Genomic DNA, 19,299 nt, shown 5'->3' on the forward strand with positions numbered 1-19,299 from the left:
GCCAAATTATGGTAGAGTGATCATACCAGTATATAAGTTGACGATCGCGCGACGATCGCCCAGGGTTCAAGGAGCAAAGCCAGATGACAACGATTGCGCTGTTCGGTGCGGGCGGGAAAATGGGCTACCGCCTGTCGACCAATTTTCGCGGATCGGACTACACGATCCGCCACGTCGAGATCAGCGAGGCGGGCAAGGAGCGGCTGAAAACCGGTCTGGGCTTCGATGCGGTCGGCGTCGACGAGGCCCTCGAAGGTGCCGAGGTCGTGATCCTGGCAGTGCCGGACACGCATATCGGCAAGGTCGCCGCAAGCATCGAAAGCAAGCTTGCCTCAGGCACGATGGTGATCGTGCTCGACGCGGCGGCCCCCTTTGCCGGACACCTGCCCGATCGTCCCGACCTCACCTATTTCGTGACCCATCCCTGCCATCCGCCGATCTTCAACGACGAGACCGACATGGCCGCCAAGAAGGATTTTTTTGGCGGCGTGAAGGCCAGGCAGCATTTCGTCAGCGCCCTGATGCAAGGGCCGGAGGAAGACTACGCCAAGGGCGAGAAGATCGCCCAGATCATCTGGGCGCCGGTGATGCGCTCGCACCGTGTCACGGTCGAACATATGGCGCTGCTGGAGCCCGGCCTTTCGGAGACGGTGTGCGCCTCGCTGCTCGTCGTCATGAAGGAAGCCCTCGACGAGGTCGTGGCGCGCGGCGTCGACCGGCAGGCCGCGCTCGATTTCCTGCTCGGCCACATGAATGTGCTCGGCGCCGTCATCTTCGGCGAGACCAAGGGCGTGTTCTCCGATGCCTGCAACAAGGCCATCGAATTCGGCAAACCGGTGCTGATGCGCGACGACTGGAAGCGTGTCTTCGAACCAGAAGAAATCGCCGCCAGCATTCAGCGGATTACATGAGAGGGCGGGCTCGGTTCTCCCTTCCCCCTGGGAGAAGGTGGATCGGCGCGCAGCGCCGAGACGGTTGAGGGGTGTTCCAGCGGAGTGAGACGTTGGTGTTCCCTGGAGCACCCCTCATCCGACCGAGCTTCGCTCGGCCACCTTCTCCCACAAGGGGAGAAGGGAAAAGCATCAACCACTCACATACAGATCATCTGAAATAGTGGTTGACTCATTATACCAGTTGGCTAAGCTGTTCGGGAACTCGGATCCATCAGGTCTGCTGGGAAACCTGGACGAGTGGAGGACGGCTGGGGAGCGACGATCCGTTCAGGATAAGCCGGCACGCGGCTTTTGAATCCGGCGCGATCCGCAGCCTGACCAATTCAATGCATCAGCCTTGCGCGATCAAGGCACGAGCTTTTTAACGGGAGGACTTCATGAAACTCACTCGCAGAATGACGCTTGCGGCCTTCGCCAGCGTACTGGCACTCGGCACGGCGGCGCCGGCCTTCGCGGCCGACCTGATCGCCATCATCACCCCCTCGCACGACAATCCGTTCTTCAAGGCGGAGGCTGTCGGCGCCGAGGCAAAGGCCAAGGAACTCGGCTATGAGGCGCTGGTGCTGGTGCATGACGACGACGCCAACAAGCAGTCCGAACTAATCGACACCGCGATCGGCCGTGGCGCCAAGGCAATCATCCTCGACAATGCCGGCGCCGACGCCACTGTCGCGGCGGTGCAGAAGGCCAAGGATGCCGGTATCCCTTCCTTCCTGATCGACCGCGAGATCAACGCCACCGGCGTCGCCGTGGCGCAGATCGTCTCCAACAACTATCAGGGCGCCCAGCTCGGCGCGCAGGAGTTCGTCAAGCTGATGGGCGAGAAGGGTAACTTCGTCGAACTGGTCGGCAAGGAATCCGACACCAATGCCGGTATCCGCTCCAAGGGCTATCACGACGTCATCAATGACTATCCGGACCTGAAGATGGTGGCGCAGCAATCGGCCAACTGGAGCCAGACCGAGGCTTACTCCAAGATGGAATCGATCCTGCAGGCCAATCCCGACATCAAGGGCGTGATCTCCGGCAACGACACGATGGCGATGGGTGCCTATGCGGCGCTCGCCGCGGCGAATCGCAAGGATGTCATCGTCGTCGGCTTCGACGGCTCCAACGATGTGCGCGACTCCATCACATCAGGCGGCATCAAGGCGACGGTGCTGCAGCCGGCCTACGCCCAGGCACAGATGGCAGTCGAGCAGGCCAACGACTTCATCAAGAACAAGAAGTCGCCCGAGAAGGAAAAGCAGCTGATGGATTGCGTGCTCGTCAATGGCGACAATGCAGCCAAGCTGGAAACCTTCGCGCTGAAGAACTGAACCGGCGCGACGCAAACAGCGAGGGACGAACCCAGGGTTCGTCCCTCGCCTCCTTTTTCACCGGGATGCTTTGACCTTCATGCTGAACAACCCGACCTGGCGGATTAGGGCGACTTGGCCGATCAAAGCGATTGGGCCGATCCTTGCGCTGGCCGCCGGCCTCGGCCTCGGCGCCTGCAAGATCCTGCCGACGCCATCGGCCCAAGATGGCGCAGGCAACGCGTCCGGCTTCAACCCGGACAAGATGGTCGAGGATATCTGGGCCTCGAAAGTCATCCCCTATCTGCAGCAGAAGGCCGGGCCGTTTGCCGAGGTCCATGCGCTGGCGAAGACCGACCAGGCAGCGGCCGGCGCCAAATACGGCAACCCCAAGAAGCAGGCGAATTCGCCGTGGACTTTCGCGGTCCGCGTCGAGGGCAAGATCGTCGCCGCCAACACACAGTCGCGCGCGGGCACCATCGATATCGACGTCGACGGCGACGGCAAGGCGGATGCGCGCGTCCAGATCGGGCCGGCGGTGCGCGGAACCGCACTTCGAGACAGCCTCGACTTCGTCCAGTTCAACGACTTTACCAACCAGATCGACTTCGCCCAGTTCGGCAAAGCCTTCAATGCCTATGCCGACAAGACCGTGCTGTCCAAGCTGCCGCGCGAAGCGCTGGAGGGCCGCACAGCCAAGGTGCTCGGCGCCTACACGATCGAAGGCGGCCAGGACCTGCCATTGGTGACCCCGGCGGAGGCCGAGATCGGGCCGAAGCCATGACCACGGCGCCCAGTCACGAAATCATCCTGAAGCTGGAAGACGTCTCGAAAGTCTATGCCGGCACCGTCGCGGTCAAGCAGGCCAATTTCGCGGTGCGCAAGGGCGCGGTCAATGTGCTCGTCGGCGAGAACGGCGCCGGCAAATCGACGCTGATGAAGATCATCGCCGGCGTCGAGCAGCCGACGGCCGGGCGCATCCTGCTCGACGGCAACGAGGTCTCCTTCTCCTCCTCCGGTGACGCGGTGAACCGCGGCATCGGCATGGTGTTCCAGGAACTGAACCTGTTCGGCAACATGACAGTCGCCGAGAACATTTTTGCCACGCGCGAGATCACCAACCGGTTTCGCAAGATCGACCGTAAGGCGCAGGAACGGCGGGCCGGCGAATTCCTCGATCGGCTCGAAGCCGGCATCCGGCCGGACATGCTGGTCGAGGATCTGCGCATCGGCCAGCAGCAGCTGGTCGAGATCGCCAAGGCCGTCTCGCTCGACGCGCGCATCCTCATCATGGACGAGCCGACCTCGGCGCTGAGTGCGGCGGAAGTCGAGATCCTGTTCAAGGTGATCGCCGACCTCAAGGCGCGCGGCGTGGCGATCGTCTACATCTCGCACCGGCTTGAGGAGCTGATCCGCATCGGCGACTACATCACCGTGCTGCGCGACGGCCGCATCACCGGCCAAGAGGAAGTGAGACAAGTCGACACGCAGTGGATCGTGCGGCAGATGATCGGCTCGGACGCCAAGGATTTCGCCAAGGCCGACGGCCATGTGCCGGGCGAAGAGATCTTCCGCGCCGAAGACATCTGCCTGCCGCGCGTCACCGGCGGACTGGCGGTCGACCACGTCTCGCTGTCGCTGCGCGCCGGCGAGATTTTGGGCATCTACGGCCTGATGGGTGCCGGGCGCAGCGAACTGTTCGACTGCATCATGGGCCGCCACAGCCATGCCAGCGGCAAGATCTTCATCGACGGAAAACAGGTCAGGGAACGCGACACGACGCGACGCATCCGGCGTGGCCTGGCGCTGATCCCGGAAGACCGCCAACGCGAGGGCCTGGTGTCGATCCTCTCGGTCGCCAGCAATCTGACGCTGGCCAGCCTGTCGCGTTTCGTCAGCCTGTTCCATATCCGTGGCGGTGCCGAGCGGCAGGCTGTCGCGCAGATGGTGCGGGAGCTGGCGATCAAGGTCGCCGATCCGGCGCAGGAAGTCTCGTCGCTGTCCGGCGGCAACCAGCAGAAGGTGGTGATCGGCAAGGCGCTGCTCACCGGACCAAAAGTGCTTCTGATGGACGAGCCGAGCCGCGGCATCGATGTCGGCGCCAAGGCCGATGTCTTCCGCACCATGCGCAAGCTGTCGCGCGATGGGCTGGGCATCCTCTTCGCAACCTCCGACCTCGACGAGGTGATGGCGCTGTCCGACCGCATCGCGGTGATGAGCAATGGCAGGCTGACCGGCATGTTCGACCGCGCCGCGGCGAGCGAGGCCGCGATCGTCGCCGCATCTGCGCTCGGCCATGGACCCGCCCCGCACATCTTGCCCCAGAATTTGGAGAGCAACGCTGATGACTGATATTCCCGCCAGGGCGGCTCCCGCATCGGCCTCCAGCGGCTCGGCGCTGCTGACGCTGATGAAGCTCAGGACCTTCATCGCGCTGATTGCCGTGCTGGTGTTCTTTTCCATCGCCGCGCCGAACTTCCTGTCGGCCGCCAACCTCATCCTGATGGCCAAGCATGTGGCGCTCAACGCCTTCCTCGCCATGGGCATGACCTTCGTCATTATCACCGGCGGCATCGACCTTTCGGTCGGCTCGATCGTCGGCCTTTGCGGCATGGTGGCCGGCTATCTCGTGCTCAACGGCATCGACCTGCAATTCGGCTACACCATCTATTTCAACGTGGTCGAAATCGCATTGATCACGCTGGCGGTCGGCATCGCGATCGGCGCCGTCAACGGATTGCTGATCACCAGGCTCAACGTGGCGCCCTTCATCGCCACGCTCGGCGTGCTCTATGTGGCGCGCGGCCTGGCGCTGCTGTCGTCCGACGGCCGCACCTTCCCCAACCTCGTCGGCAAGCCGGAACTCGGCACCACCGGTTTCGGCTTCCTTGGCGCCGGCAGGCTTGTCGGCCTGCCGGTGTCGATCTGGATCCTGATCGTGGTGGCGCTGGGGGCTGCCTATCTCGCCCGGTACACGCCGCTTGGCCGCCACATCTTCGCCGTCGGCGGCAATGAGCGCGCGGCACGCATTTCCGGCGTGCGCGTCAACATGGTCAAGATGTTCGTCTACATGTTCTCCGGCTTCTGCGCGGCGATCGTCGGCCTCATCATCTCGTCCGAGCTGATGGCCTCGCATCCGGCGACAGGCGAAAGCTTCGAACTGAACGCCATCGCCGCGGCGGTGCTTGGCGGCACCTCGATGTCGGGCGGCCGCGGCACGATCGGCGGCACCATTGTCGGCGCCTTCGTCATCGGCATCCTGTCGGACGGGCTGGTGATGATGGGCGTGAGTTCCTTCTGGCAAATGGTGATCAAGGGCCTCGTCATCATCGTCGCCGTCGTCGTCGACCAGGCGCAGCGCCGGCTTCAGCAGCGTGTTACCCTTATGCAGATGGCAAAGGCGGGTTGATCATGACGAGCTTGAGTGGAGCGCTGATCGGCTGCGGCTTCTTCGCCGTCAACCAGATGCATGCCTGGCGCGACATCGACGGCGCCTCCATCGTCGCCATCTGCGACCGCGACCCAGAACGGCTCAGGATCGTCGGCGACCAGTTCGGCGTGGCGCGGCGCTACACCGACGCAGCGGCGCTGTTCGCCGCCGAGACGCTCGACTTCGTGGACATCGCCACCACCGTGGCCAGCCATCGGCCGCTGGTCGAGATGGCCGCCGCCCACCGCGTCCCGGTGATCTGCCAGAAACCCTTCGCGCCGACGCTCGCCGACGCCAAGGCGATGGTCGCGGCCTGCGCCAAGGCCGGCGTGCCGCTGATGGTGCATGAGAATTTCCGCTGGCAGTCGCCGATCCAGGCGGTGCGCGCCGTGCTCGACAGCGGCGAGATCGGCACGCCCTTCTTCGGGCGGATCTCCTTCCGCTCCGCCTATGACGTGTTTTCCGGCCAGCCCTATCTGGCAACGGGCAAGCGTTTCATCATCGAGGATCTCGGCATCCATATCCTCGACATTGCGCGTTTCCTGCTCGGCGACGTGTCGAGCCTCACCGCCCGCACCGCGCGCGTCAATCCCGCCATCGCCGGCGAGGATGTCGCCACCATGCTGATAGATCACAAGAGCGGCGCCACTTCGGTGGTCGACTGCAGCTATGCGACCAGGCTTGCGGTGGAACCGTTTCCCGAGACGCTGATCGAGATCGACGGCAGCGACGGCACGCTGCGCCTGGCGCAGGGCTACCAGCTCACCCTCACCGGCGAGAGCGGCACGACGGTCAGCGATATCTCGCCGCCGCTGCTGCCCTGGGCCTCGCGGCCATGGCACAACATCCAGGAGAGCGTACTGGCGATTCAGCGGCACTGGGTCGAGAGCCTTGCAGCCGGCAAGGAGCCGGCAACCTCGGGCGCCGACAACCTCAAGACATTCGCACTGGTCGAGGCGGCCTATGCCGGCGCCGCAAGCCGGCAACCGGTGCGGATCGACGACCTGCTGAAATGACCTGGGATCGCTTCCTCCTCTACGGCACAAGCGCGGCGGAGCCCGAACCGATCCGGCTGACCGCCGGTGCGCTCAGCGCCGATTTCGTCAACGGCAATCTGCGCACCATCCGCCATGGCGGCACGGAGGTGCTGCGCGCCATCGCCTATATCGTGCGCGACCGCGACTGGGGCACCTACGAACCCGCGTTGACGGACCTGACCATCGACCAGGACGCCGATGCTTTCTCCGTCAGCTACACGGCAAGCTGCGCCGGGCCGAACGGAAGCCGGCTCGCCTTCCACGCCACCATCAAGGGGTCGGCGGACGGCAGGCTGGTGTTCGACGTCAGTGCGCTGCCCGAAAGTGATTTCGAGACCAACCGCTGCGGCTTCTGCATCCTGCATCCGATCGCCGGCCTCGCCGGCAGCCCGGTGACGGTCGAGCACACCGACGGCAGCGTGGTGGCGACGAAACTGCCAGACCTGATCGACCCCTGGCAGCCGTTCAAGGATTTGCGCGCCATCACGCATGCGATGCGGCCCGGCGTCACCGCCGAATGCCGCATGGAAGGCGATATTTTCGAAATGGAGGACCAGCGCAACTGGTCCGATGCCTCCTACAAGACCTATGTGCGGCCGCTGGCGCTGCCTTGGCCGTATGTGTTGCCGGCCGGCGAAACCAACCGCCAGACGATCAGCCTGCGCATTGCCGGCAACGGCAAGACACCGGCTGCAGCCGAGGCGTTCGGTGCGGCCCGTGTGACGCTTGGCGAGCCCGGTCCGTCGCTGCCGGATGTCGGCGTGATCATCTATCCCGGCGATGTCGAGACAGCGCTGGCGAACCTCGCCACCTTGTCGGCGCTCGGTCCACAACAGCTATTGTTTCACTACGATCCGACGCGCGGTCACGGGCTCGACGCTTTGCGCGCTTTCGCCCGGCTCGCCGGTGCCTATCCTGCCCGGACAACGCTCGAATGTGTGGTCGCCTGCAGCGGTGATCTCGACGCCGAACTCTCCGACGTCGCAGGTCTCGTGCGCCGGGCAGGTCTGCGGCTCGATGCCATTGCGGTGTCGCCTTCGGTCGACCGCCAGTCGACGCCGCCGGGCAGCGCCTGGCCGCCCTGCCCGCCGCTGGAGGATGTCTATGCCGCGGCGCGCCGCGCCTTTCCCGACATCCGTCTCGGCGGCGGCATGTTCAGCTATTTCACCGAGCTCAACCGCAAGCGCGTCCCGGCCGGGCTGCTCGATTTCGTCACTCATTGCACCTGCCCGATCGTGCATGCCGCCGACGATCTCAGCGTCATGCAGTCGCTGGAGGCGTTGCCGTTCATCACCCGTTCGGCGCAGGCGATCTTCGGCGACAAGCCTTACCGGATCGGGCCTTCGACCATTGCCATGCGGCAGAACCCCTATGGCGGCGCCACCAAGGACAATCCGCGGGGACAGCGCATCGCCATGGCGGATCGCGATCCGCGCCACAACGGCCTGTTCGCCGCCGCCTGGACCATCGGCTATGCCGCGCGCGTCGCGCCGGCCGGGCTGGAGATGCTGACGCTGTCCGGCTTCACCGGGCCGTTCGGCGTGCTGGCGGCATCCGGTGAACCCGCCACTGAGGGGTCACCGCGGCCGATCTTCGAGTCCATCAAGGGGCTTTGTGAACTGGCTGGCCTCGCCCATGTGTCCGCCAAGACAAGCGACGAGACGCGGATTGCGGCACTGGCCGGCCGCTCCGCCTCCGGCGAGACCATCGTGTGGCTGGCGAACCTGACGGCGGACGATGTCCCGGTCGACGCTTCCGCGCTTGGCCACGGCCATCTCGTCATGTCGCCCTACGCCACTATCAGGATCGGTTAAGCCTTACTTCTCGGAATTCATCACGTAGAGCGCTCGCGAGCGTTCGAGATGCTTGATCATCGCCTTTTCGGCGCCTTCGGCGTCCCGCTGCTCGATGCGGTCGACGATCTCTTCGTGCTCGGTCAGCGTGTACTTTTCCTTACCGGTCCAGATCAGCATCTCGGTGTGATATTCCTTCAGCCAGCCGAGCATCGCCTCGCTGACGGCGACATAGATCGGGTTGCCCGATATCATCGCGATCTGGGTGTGGAATTTCATGTCGGCGGAAATGAAGGCTTCGGAATCGCCGCGCGCGGCGCGCTGCTCGGCGACGGTTGCCTTGAGCCGCTGCACATCCTCGACGGTGGCCTTCTCGGCGGCTTCCCTGACCATGCCGCGTTCGAAGAAGATACGCGCGGTCTTGAGGTGCTCGAGCGTGTCCTTCGACGATGACAGGATGATCTTGGCCGCGCCATCGACCTGCTTGATGATCGACTTGGCGGTGAGTTGCAGCACCTTGGCCCGCTCGCCATGCGAGATGGCGACAAGGCCCATATTGCTCAGCGCCTGCATCGCCTCGCGGATGGCCGGCCGGCCAACCTCGAAGCGCTCCATCAATTCGCGTTCCGACGGCATGTCGTCGCCCGGCTGCAGCTCGCCGCTGGTGATCAGCCGCTTCAGCCTTGCAAAGACTTCATCGGAAAGCTTGCGCCGGACGATCGGCTCCGAACGGTTCATCGTGACGAATCACTCCCTGGCCCGGTTCCTGTTTAGCATCCCTGGCGCGATTCCCGGAATGCCTGCGCCTTGCCCGCCGCGTAACGCGAAATCGGGATATTTGCTTGCAATACTTATGTACTCATTATACCAGATTTGGAGCGCAACAAAACTTTTTTCGGACGCTTTCGACCGGCCATGATCATCCTCACCTATCGCATCGAAACGCCTGACAGCATCGAAGCGCTGGCGGCCAAGATCGCCAGCGACCAGTCGACCGGTACCTTTGTCGCCCTGCCCGGCGAGACCGAGGAGCTGAAGGCCCGCGTCGCGGCGCGGGTGCTGGCGATCCGGCATCTGCCCGATGCGCAGCTGCCGTCCATTCCCGAGGCCGGCAGCGGCCCTTTCAAGCGCGCCGATGTCGACATCGCATTCCCGTTCGATGCGATCGGCACCGACCTTTCGGCGCTGATGACCATCGCCATCGGCGGCACCTACTCGATCAAGGGCCTGTCCGGCATCCGCGTCGTCGACATGAAGCTGCCGCAAGAATTCAAGGGCGCCCATCCAGGCCCGCAGTTCGGCGTCGCAGGCAGCCGCCGGCTGACCGGCGTCGAGGGCCGACCCATCATCGGCACCATCGTCAAGCCGGCGCTGGGCTTGCGGCCGCCCGAGACGGCGGCGATGGTGGGCGAGCTGATCGAGGCCGGCGTCGATTTCATCAAGGACGATGAGAAGCTGATGAGCCCGGCCTACTCGCCGCTCTCGGAGCGGGTGAAGGCGATCATGCCGCTGATCCTCGACCACGAGCAGAAGACCGGCAAGAAGGTGATGTATGCCTTCGGCATCTCGCATGCCGATCCCGACGAGATGATGCGTAACCACGATCTGGTGCTTGCGGCCGGCGGCAATTGCGCCGTGGTCAACATCAACTCCATCGGCTTCGGCGGCATGGCTTACTTGAGAAAGCGCTCCAGCCTTGTCCTGCACGCCCACCGCAATGGCTGGGACATCCTCACCCGCCATCCCGGCCTCGGCATGGATTTCAAGGTCTGGCAGCAGTTCTGGCGATTGCTCGGTGTCGACCAGTTCCAGATCAACGGCATTGCATCAAAGTACTGGGAGCCGGATGACTCCTTCGTCCGTTCCTTCGAGGCGGTGACGACGCCGCTGTTTTCGCCCGACGATTGCGCCCTGCCGGTGGCGGGGTCGGGCCAATGGGGCGGCCAGGCGCCGGAGACCTATGAGCGCACCGGCCGCACGGTCGACCTGCTCTATCTGTGCGGCGGCGGCATCGTCAGCCATCCGGACGGGCCGGGCGCCGGCGTGCGTGCCGTGCAGCAGGCCTGGCAAGCGGCGGTCGATGGCATTCCGCTGGCGGACTTCGCCAGGAGCCATGCGGAACTGGCCCGCTCGATCGAAAAGTTCGGCGACGGCAAGGCGGCCTGAGCCATGCAGGACCTTCTGCTCAGCTATTATGGCGACGACCTCACCGGATCGACCGATGTGATGGAGGCGCTGGAGCTCGGTGGCGTTCCGACGGTGCTGTTCATGCGCCAGCCGGACGAAGCGCAGCTGGCGCAGTTCTCGCATTGCCGTGCAGTCGGCCTGGCCGGCACCAGCCGCAGCGAGACGCCGCTGTGGATGGACACGCATCTCAAGGAGGCCTTCGCATGGCTGAATACGCTGAACGCCGCCATCTGCCACTACAAGGTCTGCTCGACCTTCGATTCCAGCCCGACGATCGGCAACATCGGCCGGGCGATCGAGATCGGCCGCGCGGTGTTCGCACAGGGCAGCGTGCCGCTGCTGGTCGGCGCACCGCAGCTCAAGCGCTACACCGCCTTCGGCCACCTGTTCGCGGCCTATCGCGATCGATATTACCGCATCGACCGCCATCCGGTGATGAGCCGCCATCCGGCGACGCCAATGGACGAGGCTGACCTTCTGATCCATCTGTCGCGGCAGACCGCTCTGCCCTCGGGATTGCTCGACCTGGCGACGCTGCGTTCGGCCAACCGGTCGGCCGCCTTTGATCGCCTCGCTGAGGATGGCGCCGCGATCGTCCTCATCGATGTCGACAGTCCGGAAAGCCAGGGGCTTGCCGGCAAGGAGATATGGCGCAGCCGCAAGCCCGGCGGCTCCTTCGTCGTCGGCTCGTCCGGCGTCGAGTACGCGCTACTCGCCGAATGGGCGGAGACTGCCGCCGTTCGCGCCGAGTCCCGCTTTTCGCCACCGGGCTCTGCCGGCCGCGTCGCGGTGGTTTCGGGCAGCTGCTCGCCGACCACGGAACGGCAGATCCGCCATGCGCTGACCGACGGATTCGATGGGATCGAAGTTGATCCGATCGAACTGGTCTCGGAGGTTTCCGAACTGGCGATCGCGCGCGCGGCCGCGCGCGGCCGCTCCAGCCTGGAAGCCGGGCGCAGCGTCATCCTCTACACGGCACTCGGACCTGCCGCTGATCGCGGCGCCGAGATCGACCGTGAGCAAGGCGCCCGCCACAAGCTCGGCCGCGGCCTCGGCACGCTGCTGCGGCAACTGACCGAAGAGCAGGACCTGAAGCGCGTCATCATCGCCGGCGGCGACACATCCAGCCACGCGCTGGGACAGATGGGCGTCGACGCGCTGACGGTCAGGATGCCGTTGCCGGCGTCACCCGGCTCGCCGCTCTGCGTTGCCCATTCGCGCATCAAGGTGATCGAGGGGCTAGAGGTGGCGTTGAAGGGCGGGCAGGTCGGCACCGACCGCTACTTCTCAGCGATCCGTGATGGCGTGGGCGGTTGACAGCATCATGGCGCACTCACCCGCATTTACTCGCCATCGCCAGGGAACTGATCAATGACACAGATGCCTCAGATGCGAGAAGCGGGACGAGCGATTGCGAAAACCGCTAACACAAAGCCTGTCCTCGGCAAAACCTAGAAGATGACGCGCGGTCCGCCATGCTCGCCAAATTTCAGGAGGGTCCTCGCGAAACCGCTGCGGCTTCCTCTGATCGCGGCGCGTTCAATTCATGGCGCGATTGCGACTCATGCCGCATAAGCCAACGCTCGATGGAGCGGGTGATCGTGATCAACAGCAGATTGATGACCAGGTATAATATGCCGGCAATTGCGAAAATTTCGAAGATCGCGAAGGTCTGGCTCATGAGCCGCTTGGCGTAGCCGGTGATTTCCAGCACGGTGATCGTAGAGGCCAAGCTTGTCCCCTTGACCACAAGAATGAGCTCATTGCCATAGGCCGGCAGGGCCTGGCGTATCGCGAGCGGGAACTCGATGCGGCGAAAGCGCAGAACCCGCGACATGCCGCAAGCCTGAGCTGCTTCGACCAAGCCGGCTGGCACCGACATCAGCCCCCCGCGCAGGATCTCGGACGTATAGGCCGCGGTGTTGAGCGCCAATGCCAGCACGGCGCATCGCGAGCCGTCGCTGATCACCCACCACAGAACGGGGTTGTTCCTGACCAGGCTGACCTCGCCGAGCCCATAGTAGAAAATGAATATCTGGACCAGCAGCGGCGTGCCGCGAAAGACATTGCTGTAATATTTGGCAAAGCCGGCCGAGAAGGCATTCGACGACAGCCGCATCAGTGCCAGTCCCAGGCCGAGATTGAAGCCAATGAGCACCGAGACCAGCGTCAGCGCGGCTGTCACCCATAGCCCCTTGAGGAGAACCGGAACCGCAAGCTGGATGAGTTCCATGGTCCTACCTCCTCGCCCGCAGCCGAAGCAGGCGCTCGATCCCATCGAAGCCGGCCTGGCTGACAAGCGTGATGACCAGATAGACGACGGCCGCGATCAGATAAAAGATAAACGGATGGCGGGTGGAGTTCGCGCCGATGTAGGAAATGCGCATCAGTTCCTGAAGCCCAACCACGGAAACCAGGGCCGTGTCCTTGATCGTGGTCTGCCAGACATTGTTTATGCCTGGAACAGCAATGCGTAGCATCTGCGGGGCTATGATGCGGCGGAAGATACGGCCTCCGGGCAGGCCAAGGGCGCGCGCGGCCTCGATGTGTCCGCTAGGGATGGATGCCAGTGCACCCCGGATCACCTCGGTCGAGTAGGCGCCCGAGATCGCACCAATGGCGATCACTGCGATGACGAACGCATAACCGCTCTCCGCCAGCCCGGCGTAGCCGAAAGCAGTGATGACCTTCGTGACAAATTGAACCGAACTGAAAAACAGAAGGTAGATAACGAGCAGTTCGGGAACGCCGCGCACCACGGACGTATATCCGTCCACCAGGAGTGAGAGCGGATATATCCTGGCCCATTTGATCAGACCGCAGACAACGCCGATCAGCAGCCCGGCGACCATGCTGGACAAGCCGACCGCGATCGTCACGGCAGCGCCGCGCAGAATGGCGGTCACCCAACCCGCTTCCCAAACCTGCCAGAGACCGAATTCCATCTGTGTTGCTCTATTCCCAAGTGTGAACGAGGCAGTCGCATGCGCCGGTCCGGCGCATGCGACGCCGCGCGTTGAAGCGCGTCAGTTGCAAGGTCTGGAAATGTCCGTCTTGAACCATTTCTGGCTGGCCTTGCCGACCGATCCATCGGCGGTCAGTGCGCAAAGTGCCTTGTCGATCTTGGCCTTGAGTTCGGTGTTTTCCTGCGCGATGCCGACGCCGATGCCTTCGCCAAGCGTCGGGTCGAAGGTGCTCTTGATCTGCACGCCGACCAGCTGGAAGTTCTTGCCGTCGGGCTTGTCCAGGAAGTCCTGCAGGGCGGATTGATCGGCAAAGGCCGCGTCGATCCGGCCGCTCGCAAGGTCGATCTGCATCTGGTCAAGTGTGTCGTAGGTCTTCAGATCGGCGTCGGGCGCACGCTTCTCGAGGAAATGCGCATGGGTCGTGCCGGCCTGCACACCGACCTTCTTGCCGGCGAGGGATTTCAGCAAAGTGTCGACGTCGGTAACGCCGGCAAGATCCGAGCCCTTCGGGGCGACGAACATGTTGGCGAGTTCGGCGTAGCCGACGCTGAAATTGATTTCTTTCTTGCGGTCAGCGGTGATCGACATGCCCGAGATGATGACATCGAAGCGCTTGGCTTTCAGCGCCGGGATGAGGCCGTCGAAAGCCTGCACGACGAAATGGCACTTCAGTTCGAGCTTGGTGCAGAGCAACGCACCGACATCCGCGTCAAAACCGGTGACGTTGCCATTGGCGTCGGACATGCTCCACGGAGGATAAGCGCCCTCCGTGCCGATGGACAGTTCACCTTCCGCGGCAAACGCGCTTCCTGTGCTTGCCGCAAGACATGCGAGCAATGACAAGACTTTCAATTTCATGGTCAGTTCCCCTTGTTGATGTTCATTTTTGGCAGATTTGCCCCGGCACGGACCGGAGCCTTCGAGGGTGCGCCTTTCGCTCACAACGTCCGGGCCAGAAACTGGCGCAGACGCTCCGAACGCGGGCTGCCGAACAGCTCCGCCGGCGCCCCCTCCTCCTCCACCTTTCCCTGGTGGAGAAATAGAATCTTGTGGGAGACCTCGCGCGCGAACTGCATCTCGTGCGTCACGAGGATCATCGTGTTTCCTTCCTCGGCCAACTGCCGGATCACCCGCAGCACCTCGCCGACCAGTTCGGGATCGAGCGCCGATGTCGGTTCGTCGAAGAGGATGACTTTTGGGCGCATCGCCAGTGTGCGGGCGATCGCGGCACGCTGCTGCTGACCTCCCGACAACTGGCCGGGATAATGCGCGTGCTTGTCGGAAAGCCCGACCTTTTTCAGCAGGGCGTGAGCGTGGTCGACAGCCTTCTCGCGCGGCTCCTTCAAGACATGCCGGGGGGCCTCGATGATGTTTTCCAGCACCGTCATGTGCGGCCACAGATTGAAGCTTTGAAACACCATGCCGACGCGGGCGCGAATGCGCTCGACTTGGGCCATGTCGGCAGGCCCGGCACGGCCGTTTGACGTCTGCTTCATCTTGATGAGTTCGCCGTCGATGGCGACCTTGCCGCCGTCCGGCTGTTCCAGCAGGTTGATACAGCGCAGGAAGGTGCTCTTGCCCGATCCGGACGAGCCGATCATCGAAATCACCTCGCCGGCATGGGCGGTGAGGTTGACGCCTTTCAACACCAGAAGGGAGCCGAAGCTCTTGTGCAGGTCCTCGATCTGCACGGCCGGTGTCGCGACCCTCGCCGTGGCCGCGGGAGTGTGATCCACCGAGGCGATGCGGGCCGGCGGCACTGTCGGTGCGTTCAGGTCAGGCTCGCTTGTCACGACTTCGACTGTCCGCAATTCCGAGAGCGCGCGATCGAAGTATCGCAGGCTGGCGGACAAGCAGGTTCGCTGCCAATCCGCATCGTCGGGGATGAAAGCACCGCGCAGCGTCGCCTTGATCCGTTTGCCGATGGCGGAATCGATCCTGCCGAAAAGATGCAGCCAGTTGTCGGCCTGGACGGCATCCATGACGGTGGCTCCGTCCAGCGTGCCGCATTCCACCACGAGCGGCAGCACCCGTGCGTCCGGCATGGCTCTCACGACGGCCTCGGAGACATAGCCGGTCGCGGTCGCGGCGATGCCTGTGCTGGTCGTCGCATTGGAGCCGGTGATGACCGTGGCAAGCGCCGGTCCGAAAACGGACTTGCCCCAGGCCATGCCGGGATGCTCGGAACTGGCCACCGAAAGCAAGGCCGGATAGGCGTAGGGTCCCGCACCCGTGTGTAGGTCGAAGACGATGGCATGGCGCGCGGCGGCGGCAAAAGTCGACAGGATGTCGGTCAGCGTCCGGTTCGACCAGACGGGGCCGGCGCCGCCGTAAAACAGTCCGTCCGGAAATTCATACTGACCGGCCTCGACGATGGCCGCCAACCCGGCCTGCCCGAGCCGTTTTCTGGTTGCGAGCAGCTTCTCGTCGGCAGCGACGCGGTCCGGTCCCTCCCATTCCCTGCACGTCAGTATGCTATGGAGTCCGGCATAGGCGTTGTTCTCTGGTGTGCCTGCGGACCAGTCGATGAAATTGCGGTTGAGATCGACATTGTCCTCGTTGACGCGTCGCGACCACGCCGTTCCCCAGGGGTTGATCAGGTGGATTGCCAGGACGGCCGTTTCCGCGTCCAGCTTCCATGGGCTTTTCTGGCTGAGCCAGGCCGTCTGGCAGGCAGAGCCGAACGCGCCCTCCACGCCATGGGTACCGGAAATGAGCACGATCAGTTTTTGCGCGTCGCGCCGCCCCAACAGCGCGACGTCGGTCGCAAGAACCTCACCATCCGGCCCATGCAGCGGATGCAGATATTCGGACAATTCCGCGCCGGCGCGCTGCGCCGCCCTGCGGAATCTTTCGCGCATCACCGAGAAGCTGGCGGCGTATGGCTGCGTCGAATGATCGTGCCGCGCCGTGGTGTCTTCCAGCCGGTCAACAGCGCCGGCCAATTTGTCCGTTCCATGCAATTGCGCGATGGGGCTATTCATTGGCGTTCTCGTCTTGACGTTGCGATCGGCGCTCATTGGATGCAGGCGGCCCGGGAGAACGGACGAACCAGCCCCGACCAGGCAGCACCTTGTCGGGGTTCATCAGTGACTGATCGTCCAGCGCCTTCTTGATCCGTTCCATCGTGGCGAGCTTGGTCTGGTCGGCCGTTGCCAGGAGCGAATGGATGCGCTTGGACCCGACACCATGCTCGGCGGAAAAGGAGCCGCCAAGCTCGCGCAGGTCGTCATAGAGAACGCGCTCGACCGCTTCTGCCATGTGCTGGGGAAGCGGTCCCCGACGGTTCAAGATGATGTGCAAATTGCCATCGGCGAGATGCCCGAAAACATACGGGACCAGATCGGGTTCGATCGCGGCAAGGCCAGTGAGGACCCGATCGAGATAGGCTGGAATTTCCGACAAGGGCACGGACACGTCGAACGATGGTGCGTTCGGGTGGGCGCGGTAGAGGACGCTGCTGTCTTCACGCAGCCGCCATAGATCGTCTTCCTGCCGTCGCGAGCTGGCGATGATACCTGTCGCCTCAGGAAAACGCTCGATGGTTTCGCAAAAGAGCCGTTCGAAATCCTCATGAAGGGCATCTTGGCCGGCACCACCAAGCGACAGCAGAAGGAATATTGGCTGGTCGAGCGCAACGCCCGGTTCGGCCCAGCCATGCGCCGAGGCGGCCAGCCTGAAGTAGGAATTCCACATCGCCTCGGCAGCACGCAAATGCCCGACGCTGGATTGAAACGCCATACGGATGGTTTCGAGAGCGGCCTCGACAGAGGGCAGCCCGAAAAGTGCGATGGCGGTCGCCTTGGGCAAGGGGTCGAGCTTGACGACGACGCGCGTGACGATGCCTAGCGTTCCTTCGGCGCCGATGAAAAGATGCTTGAGGTCATAACCAGCGGAATTCTTCACCACCCGTGTGAGGTCGCAATAGACAGAACCATCCGCCATCACCGCCTCGAGACCAAGGACCCGATGGCGCATGACGCCGTTGCGAAACGCCATCATCCCACCGGCGTTGGTGGACACCATGCCGCCGATCGTCGCGGAGCCCCGCGCGGCCAGATCGATGCCCGGTTCCAGGCCATGGGCTCTTGCCGCCGTTTGCAATTCTTCCAGGGTGACTCCGGCATCGACGACTGCAGTTCGCTCGACCGGATCGAGCCGCTCGATCCGGTTCATGCGTGCCGTCGAAAGGACGATCTCGCCAATATGCGAAATGCTTCCCCCGACAAGGCCCGTCCCGCCACCGAGTGCCACGACCGGGATCTCGTGCTGACGGCAGACACGAACGACCGCCGCGACCTCGTCCGTGGAGGCGGGCAACACAATGATGGCGGCGTCCTGATCGACCGTCCCGGCAGTATCGGCGATACGCACGTTCGAAGTGCCGACGATGGCACGAAGGCTTTCAGTCACCGGCATCGGCACCGGGCTGCCGATGCGTTCATTCTGACTTGCGACAGCGGCGGCATTCATTGGCCTGCGAGCCCCTGAAGCGCTGTGATGAGACGATCATTGTCGGCGGGTGAGCCGATCGTGACGCGCAGATAGTGTTCATACCCGCTTTCGCGCCATGCCTTGACGATGATCCCCTGCCCGAGCAGCGAAGTGGCCAGGCGTGTGCTGTCGCCTTTGCAATCGAAGAAAAGGAAATTGGTCTGCGACGGCGCAACCCGGAAGCCAAGCCCGGCAAGTGCCGCCGCGACACGCTCCCGCTCGGCTCTCACGCGGCTGGCCGACGCTTTCATCCAGCCCTCGTCGGCCAGTGCGGCGATGGCCGCGATCTGTGCCGCGCCGTTGACGTTGAACGGCGTTTTCGCGGCGGCAATCACCGCCGCGAGTTCAACACTGGAGCACAAGGCATAGCCGACGCGCAGCCCGGCCAGGCCATAGGCTTTCGAAAATGTCCGCAGGACGACATAGTCGATGCCGCTGTCTCGCAGGACTTCGATGCCGTCGGGCGCGCCTGGATCGGAGAATTCGAAATAGGCCTCGTCGAGGACGAAAAGCGTGCCCGGGCGAACGGCAGCGATGAGGCGCCGCAAGGCGACGTGGTCGAGCCCCGGTCCCACGGGATTCCAGGGCGAAGAGATGAAAACGATCCTCGGTTCCGCCGCAATCGCGGTTTCGAGTGCGGGAAGATCAAATCCCATTTCGGCGGTCATGGGAATCTTGGCCACCTTGGCGCCGACCGCCAGGGGCTCGATTTCGTGCAGACCGAAGCTCGGCACCGTCGTGACAACTGAGACGCTGGGCGAGAGCACGGCGCGGGAGATCGCCGCGATCATTTCCTCCGACCCGTTGCCGACAACGATCAAACCCGGGTCGATTGCCACTTTCTCGCCAAGTGCCGCACGCAACGCCGTGCAGGCCGGATCGGCATAGCGCCATGGCTCGAACGATGGCGATGCCAGCGCCTTCATGACATTTGGAGAGCAGCCGTCGGGGTTCTCATTGCTGGCCAGCCGGGCGATATCCTGATGCCCGCTGAGCGCGCGCGCCATCGCAATGTTCATGCCCGCATTGTAGGGAGGCAACGCGGCAATATACGGATTGAAGAGAAGCTTTGATTTTGATGTGGTCGAATTTTCCAATCCAGACTTCCCTTCCCGACACGCTCTTTTGGCGGATGCCATCC

General features: G+C 63.6%; 16 protein-coding genes. 9 read left to right on the forward strand and 7 right to left on the reverse strand.

All coding sequences use genetic code 11. The features are described from left to right. Positions 1-83: 83 nt before the first annotated feature. The 7 genes from JN279_RS31785 to apnL all read left to right on the forward strand — a co-directional run bounded on the left by JN279_RS31785 (position 84) and on the right by apnL (position 8,532). The gene (locus JN279_RS31785) at positions 84-911 is read left to right on the forward strand and encodes a phosphogluconate dehydrogenase C-terminal domain-containing protein (RefSeq protein ID WP_096455031.1); all 828 of its coding nucleotides are present in this window, start codon (positions 84-86) and stop codon (positions 909-911) included. Positions 912-1,330: 419 nt separating this feature from the next. Further along, positions 1,331-2,272, forward strand: coding sequence for a D-ribose ABC transporter substrate-binding protein (locus JN279_RS31790; RefSeq protein ID WP_096455029.1), 942 nt, complete (start codon positions 1,331-1,333; stop codon positions 2,270-2,272). A gap of 79 nt (positions 2,273-2,351) precedes the next feature. Next, on the forward strand, positions 2,352-3,035 hold the full coding sequence (locus JN279_RS31795; RefSeq protein WP_096458792.1) for a DUF2291 family protein: 684 nt from the start codon (positions 2,352-2,354) through the stop codon (positions 3,033-3,035). Further along, positions 3,032-4,603 (forward strand): sugar ABC transporter ATP-binding protein, encoded by a 1,572-nt coding sequence (locus tag JN279_RS31800; protein ID WP_096455027.1) that lies wholly within the window; start codon positions 3,032-3,034, stop codon positions 4,601-4,603. The genes JN279_RS31795 and JN279_RS31800 overlap by 4 nt, the downstream gene beginning before the upstream one ends. Further along, positions 4,596-5,660, forward strand: a complete 1,065-nt coding sequence (locus JN279_RS31805) for an ABC transporter permease (protein WP_096455025.1) — start codon at positions 4,596-4,598, stop codon at positions 5,658-5,660. The genes JN279_RS31800 and JN279_RS31805 overlap by 8 nt, the downstream gene beginning before the upstream one ends. A gap of 2 nt (positions 5,661-5,662) precedes the next feature. Then, entirely contained in the window at positions 5,663-6,697 is a 1,035-nt protein-coding gene (locus JN279_RS31810; protein WP_202351150.1) for a Gfo/Idh/MocA family protein, read from the forward strand. Further along, positions 6,694-8,532 (forward strand): D-apionate lactonase, encoded by a 1,839-nt coding sequence (apnL, locus tag JN279_RS31815; RefSeq protein ID WP_202351151.1) that lies wholly within the window; start codon positions 6,694-6,696, stop codon positions 8,530-8,532. The genes JN279_RS31810 and apnL overlap by 4 nt, the downstream gene beginning before the upstream one ends. A 3-nt stretch (positions 8,533-8,535) precedes the next feature. Here the strand turns inward: apnL and JN279_RS31820 are convergent, their stop codons facing one another. Then, positions 8,536-9,249 carry a transcriptional regulator NanR gene (locus tag JN279_RS31820; protein ID WP_096455019.1) on the reverse strand — a complete coding sequence of 238 codons (714 nt, stop codon included), beginning with the start codon at positions 9,247-9,249 and terminating at the stop codon, positions 8,536-8,538. Between the two features lie 177 nt (positions 9,250-9,426). Between JN279_RS31820 and oiaX the strand changes: the two genes are divergently transcribed. Continuing rightward, positions 9,427-10,677, forward strand: a complete 1,251-nt coding sequence (oiaX, locus tag JN279_RS31825) for a 3-oxo-isoapionate-4-phosphate decarboxylase OiaX (protein ID WP_096458789.1) — start codon at positions 9,427-9,429, stop codon at positions 10,675-10,677. A gap of 3 nt (positions 10,678-10,680) precedes the next feature. Further along, on the forward strand, positions 10,681-12,015 hold the full coding sequence (locus tag JN279_RS31830) for a four-carbon acid sugar kinase family protein (RefSeq protein ID WP_096455017.1): 1,335 nt from the start codon (positions 10,681-10,683) through the stop codon (positions 12,013-12,015). A 172-nt stretch (positions 12,016-12,187) separates the two neighbouring features. Here the strand turns inward: JN279_RS31830 and JN279_RS31835 are convergent, their stop codons facing one another. The 6 genes from JN279_RS31835 to hisC form a co-directional block, all read right to left on the reverse strand. Continuing rightward, the gene (locus tag JN279_RS31835) at positions 12,188-12,931 is read right to left on the reverse strand and encodes an ABC transporter permease (RefSeq protein ID WP_096455015.1); all 744 of its coding nucleotides are present in this window, start codon (positions 12,929-12,931) and stop codon (positions 12,188-12,190) included. A 4-nt stretch (positions 12,932-12,935) separates the two neighbouring features. Further along, the gene (locus tag JN279_RS31840; protein WP_202351152.1) at positions 12,936-13,643 is read right to left on the reverse strand and encodes an ABC transporter permease; all 708 of its coding nucleotides are present in this window, start codon (positions 13,641-13,643) and stop codon (positions 12,936-12,938) included. A gap of 81 nt (positions 13,644-13,724) precedes the next feature. Next, complete coding sequence (locus tag JN279_RS31845; RefSeq protein ID WP_096455011.1) at positions 13,725-14,522, reverse strand: transporter substrate-binding domain-containing protein; 798 nt, start codon at positions 14,520-14,522, stop codon at positions 13,725-13,727. 80 nt (positions 14,523-14,602) lie between these two features. After that, entirely contained in the window at positions 14,603-16,525 is a 1,923-nt protein-coding gene (locus tag JN279_RS38760) for a DUF2817 domain-containing protein (RefSeq protein ID WP_446720432.1), read from the reverse strand. Between the two features lie 115 nt (positions 16,526-16,640). Continuing rightward, positions 16,641-18,137: an FAD-binding oxidoreductase gene (locus JN279_RS31855; protein WP_202351154.1), complete on the reverse strand. Its 1,497-nt coding sequence runs from the start codon at positions 18,135-18,137 to the stop codon at positions 16,641-16,643. After that, entirely contained in the window at positions 18,134-19,297 is a 1,164-nt protein-coding gene (gene hisC, locus JN279_RS31860; protein WP_202351155.1) for a histidinol-phosphate transaminase, read from the reverse strand. Before hisC ends, JN279_RS31855 begins: the two co-directional genes overlap by 4 nt. Positions 19,298-19,299: the final 2 nt, after the last annotated feature.

Origin of the sequence: Mesorhizobium sp. 113-1-2 (assembly GCF_016756475.1) — a bacterium.
Lineage (GTDB): Bacteria > Pseudomonadota > Alphaproteobacteria > Rhizobiales > Rhizobiaceae > Mesorhizobium > Mesorhizobium loti_C.

Coding starts and splice junctions, on each gene's coding strand:
- JN279_RS31785 (WP_096455031.1), top strand. CDS start 84: ATGACAACGATTGCGCTGTTCGGTGCGGGCGGGAAAATGGGCTACCGC.
- JN279_RS31790 (WP_096455029.1), top strand. CDS start 1,331: ATGAAACTCACTCGCAGAATGACGCTTGCGGCCTTCGCCAGCGTACTG.
- JN279_RS31795 (WP_096458792.1), top strand. CDS start 2,352: ATGCTGAACAACCCGACCTGGCGGATTAGGGCGACTTGGCCGATCAAA.
- JN279_RS31800 (WP_096455027.1), top strand. CDS start 3,032: ATGACCACGGCGCCCAGTCACGAAATCATCCTGAAGCTGGAAGACGTC.
- JN279_RS31805 (WP_096455025.1), top strand. CDS start 4,596: ATGACTGATATTCCCGCCAGGGCGGCTCCCGCATCGGCCTCCAGCGGC.
- JN279_RS31810 (WP_202351150.1), top strand. CDS start 5,663: ATGACGAGCTTGAGTGGAGCGCTGATCGGCTGCGGCTTCTTCGCCGTC.
- apnL (WP_202351151.1), top strand. CDS start 6,694: ATGACCTGGGATCGCTTCCTCCTCTACGGCACAAGCGCGGCGGAGCCC.
- JN279_RS31820 (WP_096455019.1), bottom strand. CDS start 9,249: ATGAACCGTTCGGAGCCGATCGTCCGGCGCAAGCTTTCCGATGAAGTC.
- oiaX (WP_096458789.1), top strand. CDS start 9,427: ATGATCATCCTCACCTATCGCATCGAAACGCCTGACAGCATCGAAGCG.
- JN279_RS31830 (WP_096455017.1), top strand. CDS start 10,681: ATGCAGGACCTTCTGCTCAGCTATTATGGCGACGACCTCACCGGATCG.
- JN279_RS31835 (WP_096455015.1), bottom strand. CDS start 12,931: ATGGAACTCATCCAGCTTGCGGTTCCGGTTCTCCTCAAGGGGCTATGG.
- JN279_RS31840 (WP_202351152.1), bottom strand. CDS start 13,643: ATGGAATTCGGTCTCTGGCAGGTTTGGGAAGCGGGTTGGGTGACCGCC.
- JN279_RS31845 (WP_096455011.1), bottom strand. CDS start 14,522: ATGAAATTGAAAGTCTTGTCATTGCTCGCATGTCTTGCGGCAAGCACA.
- JN279_RS38760 (WP_446720432.1), bottom strand. CDS start 16,525: ATGCGCGAAAGATTCCGCAGGGCGGCGCAGCGCGCCGGCGCGGAATTG.
- JN279_RS31855 (WP_202351154.1), bottom strand. CDS start 18,137: ATGAATGCCGCCGCTGTCGCAAGTCAGAATGAACGCATCGGCAGCCCG.
- hisC (WP_202351155.1), bottom strand. CDS start 19,297: ATGGCATCCGCCAAAAGAGCGTGTCGGGAAGGGAAGTCTGGATTGGAA.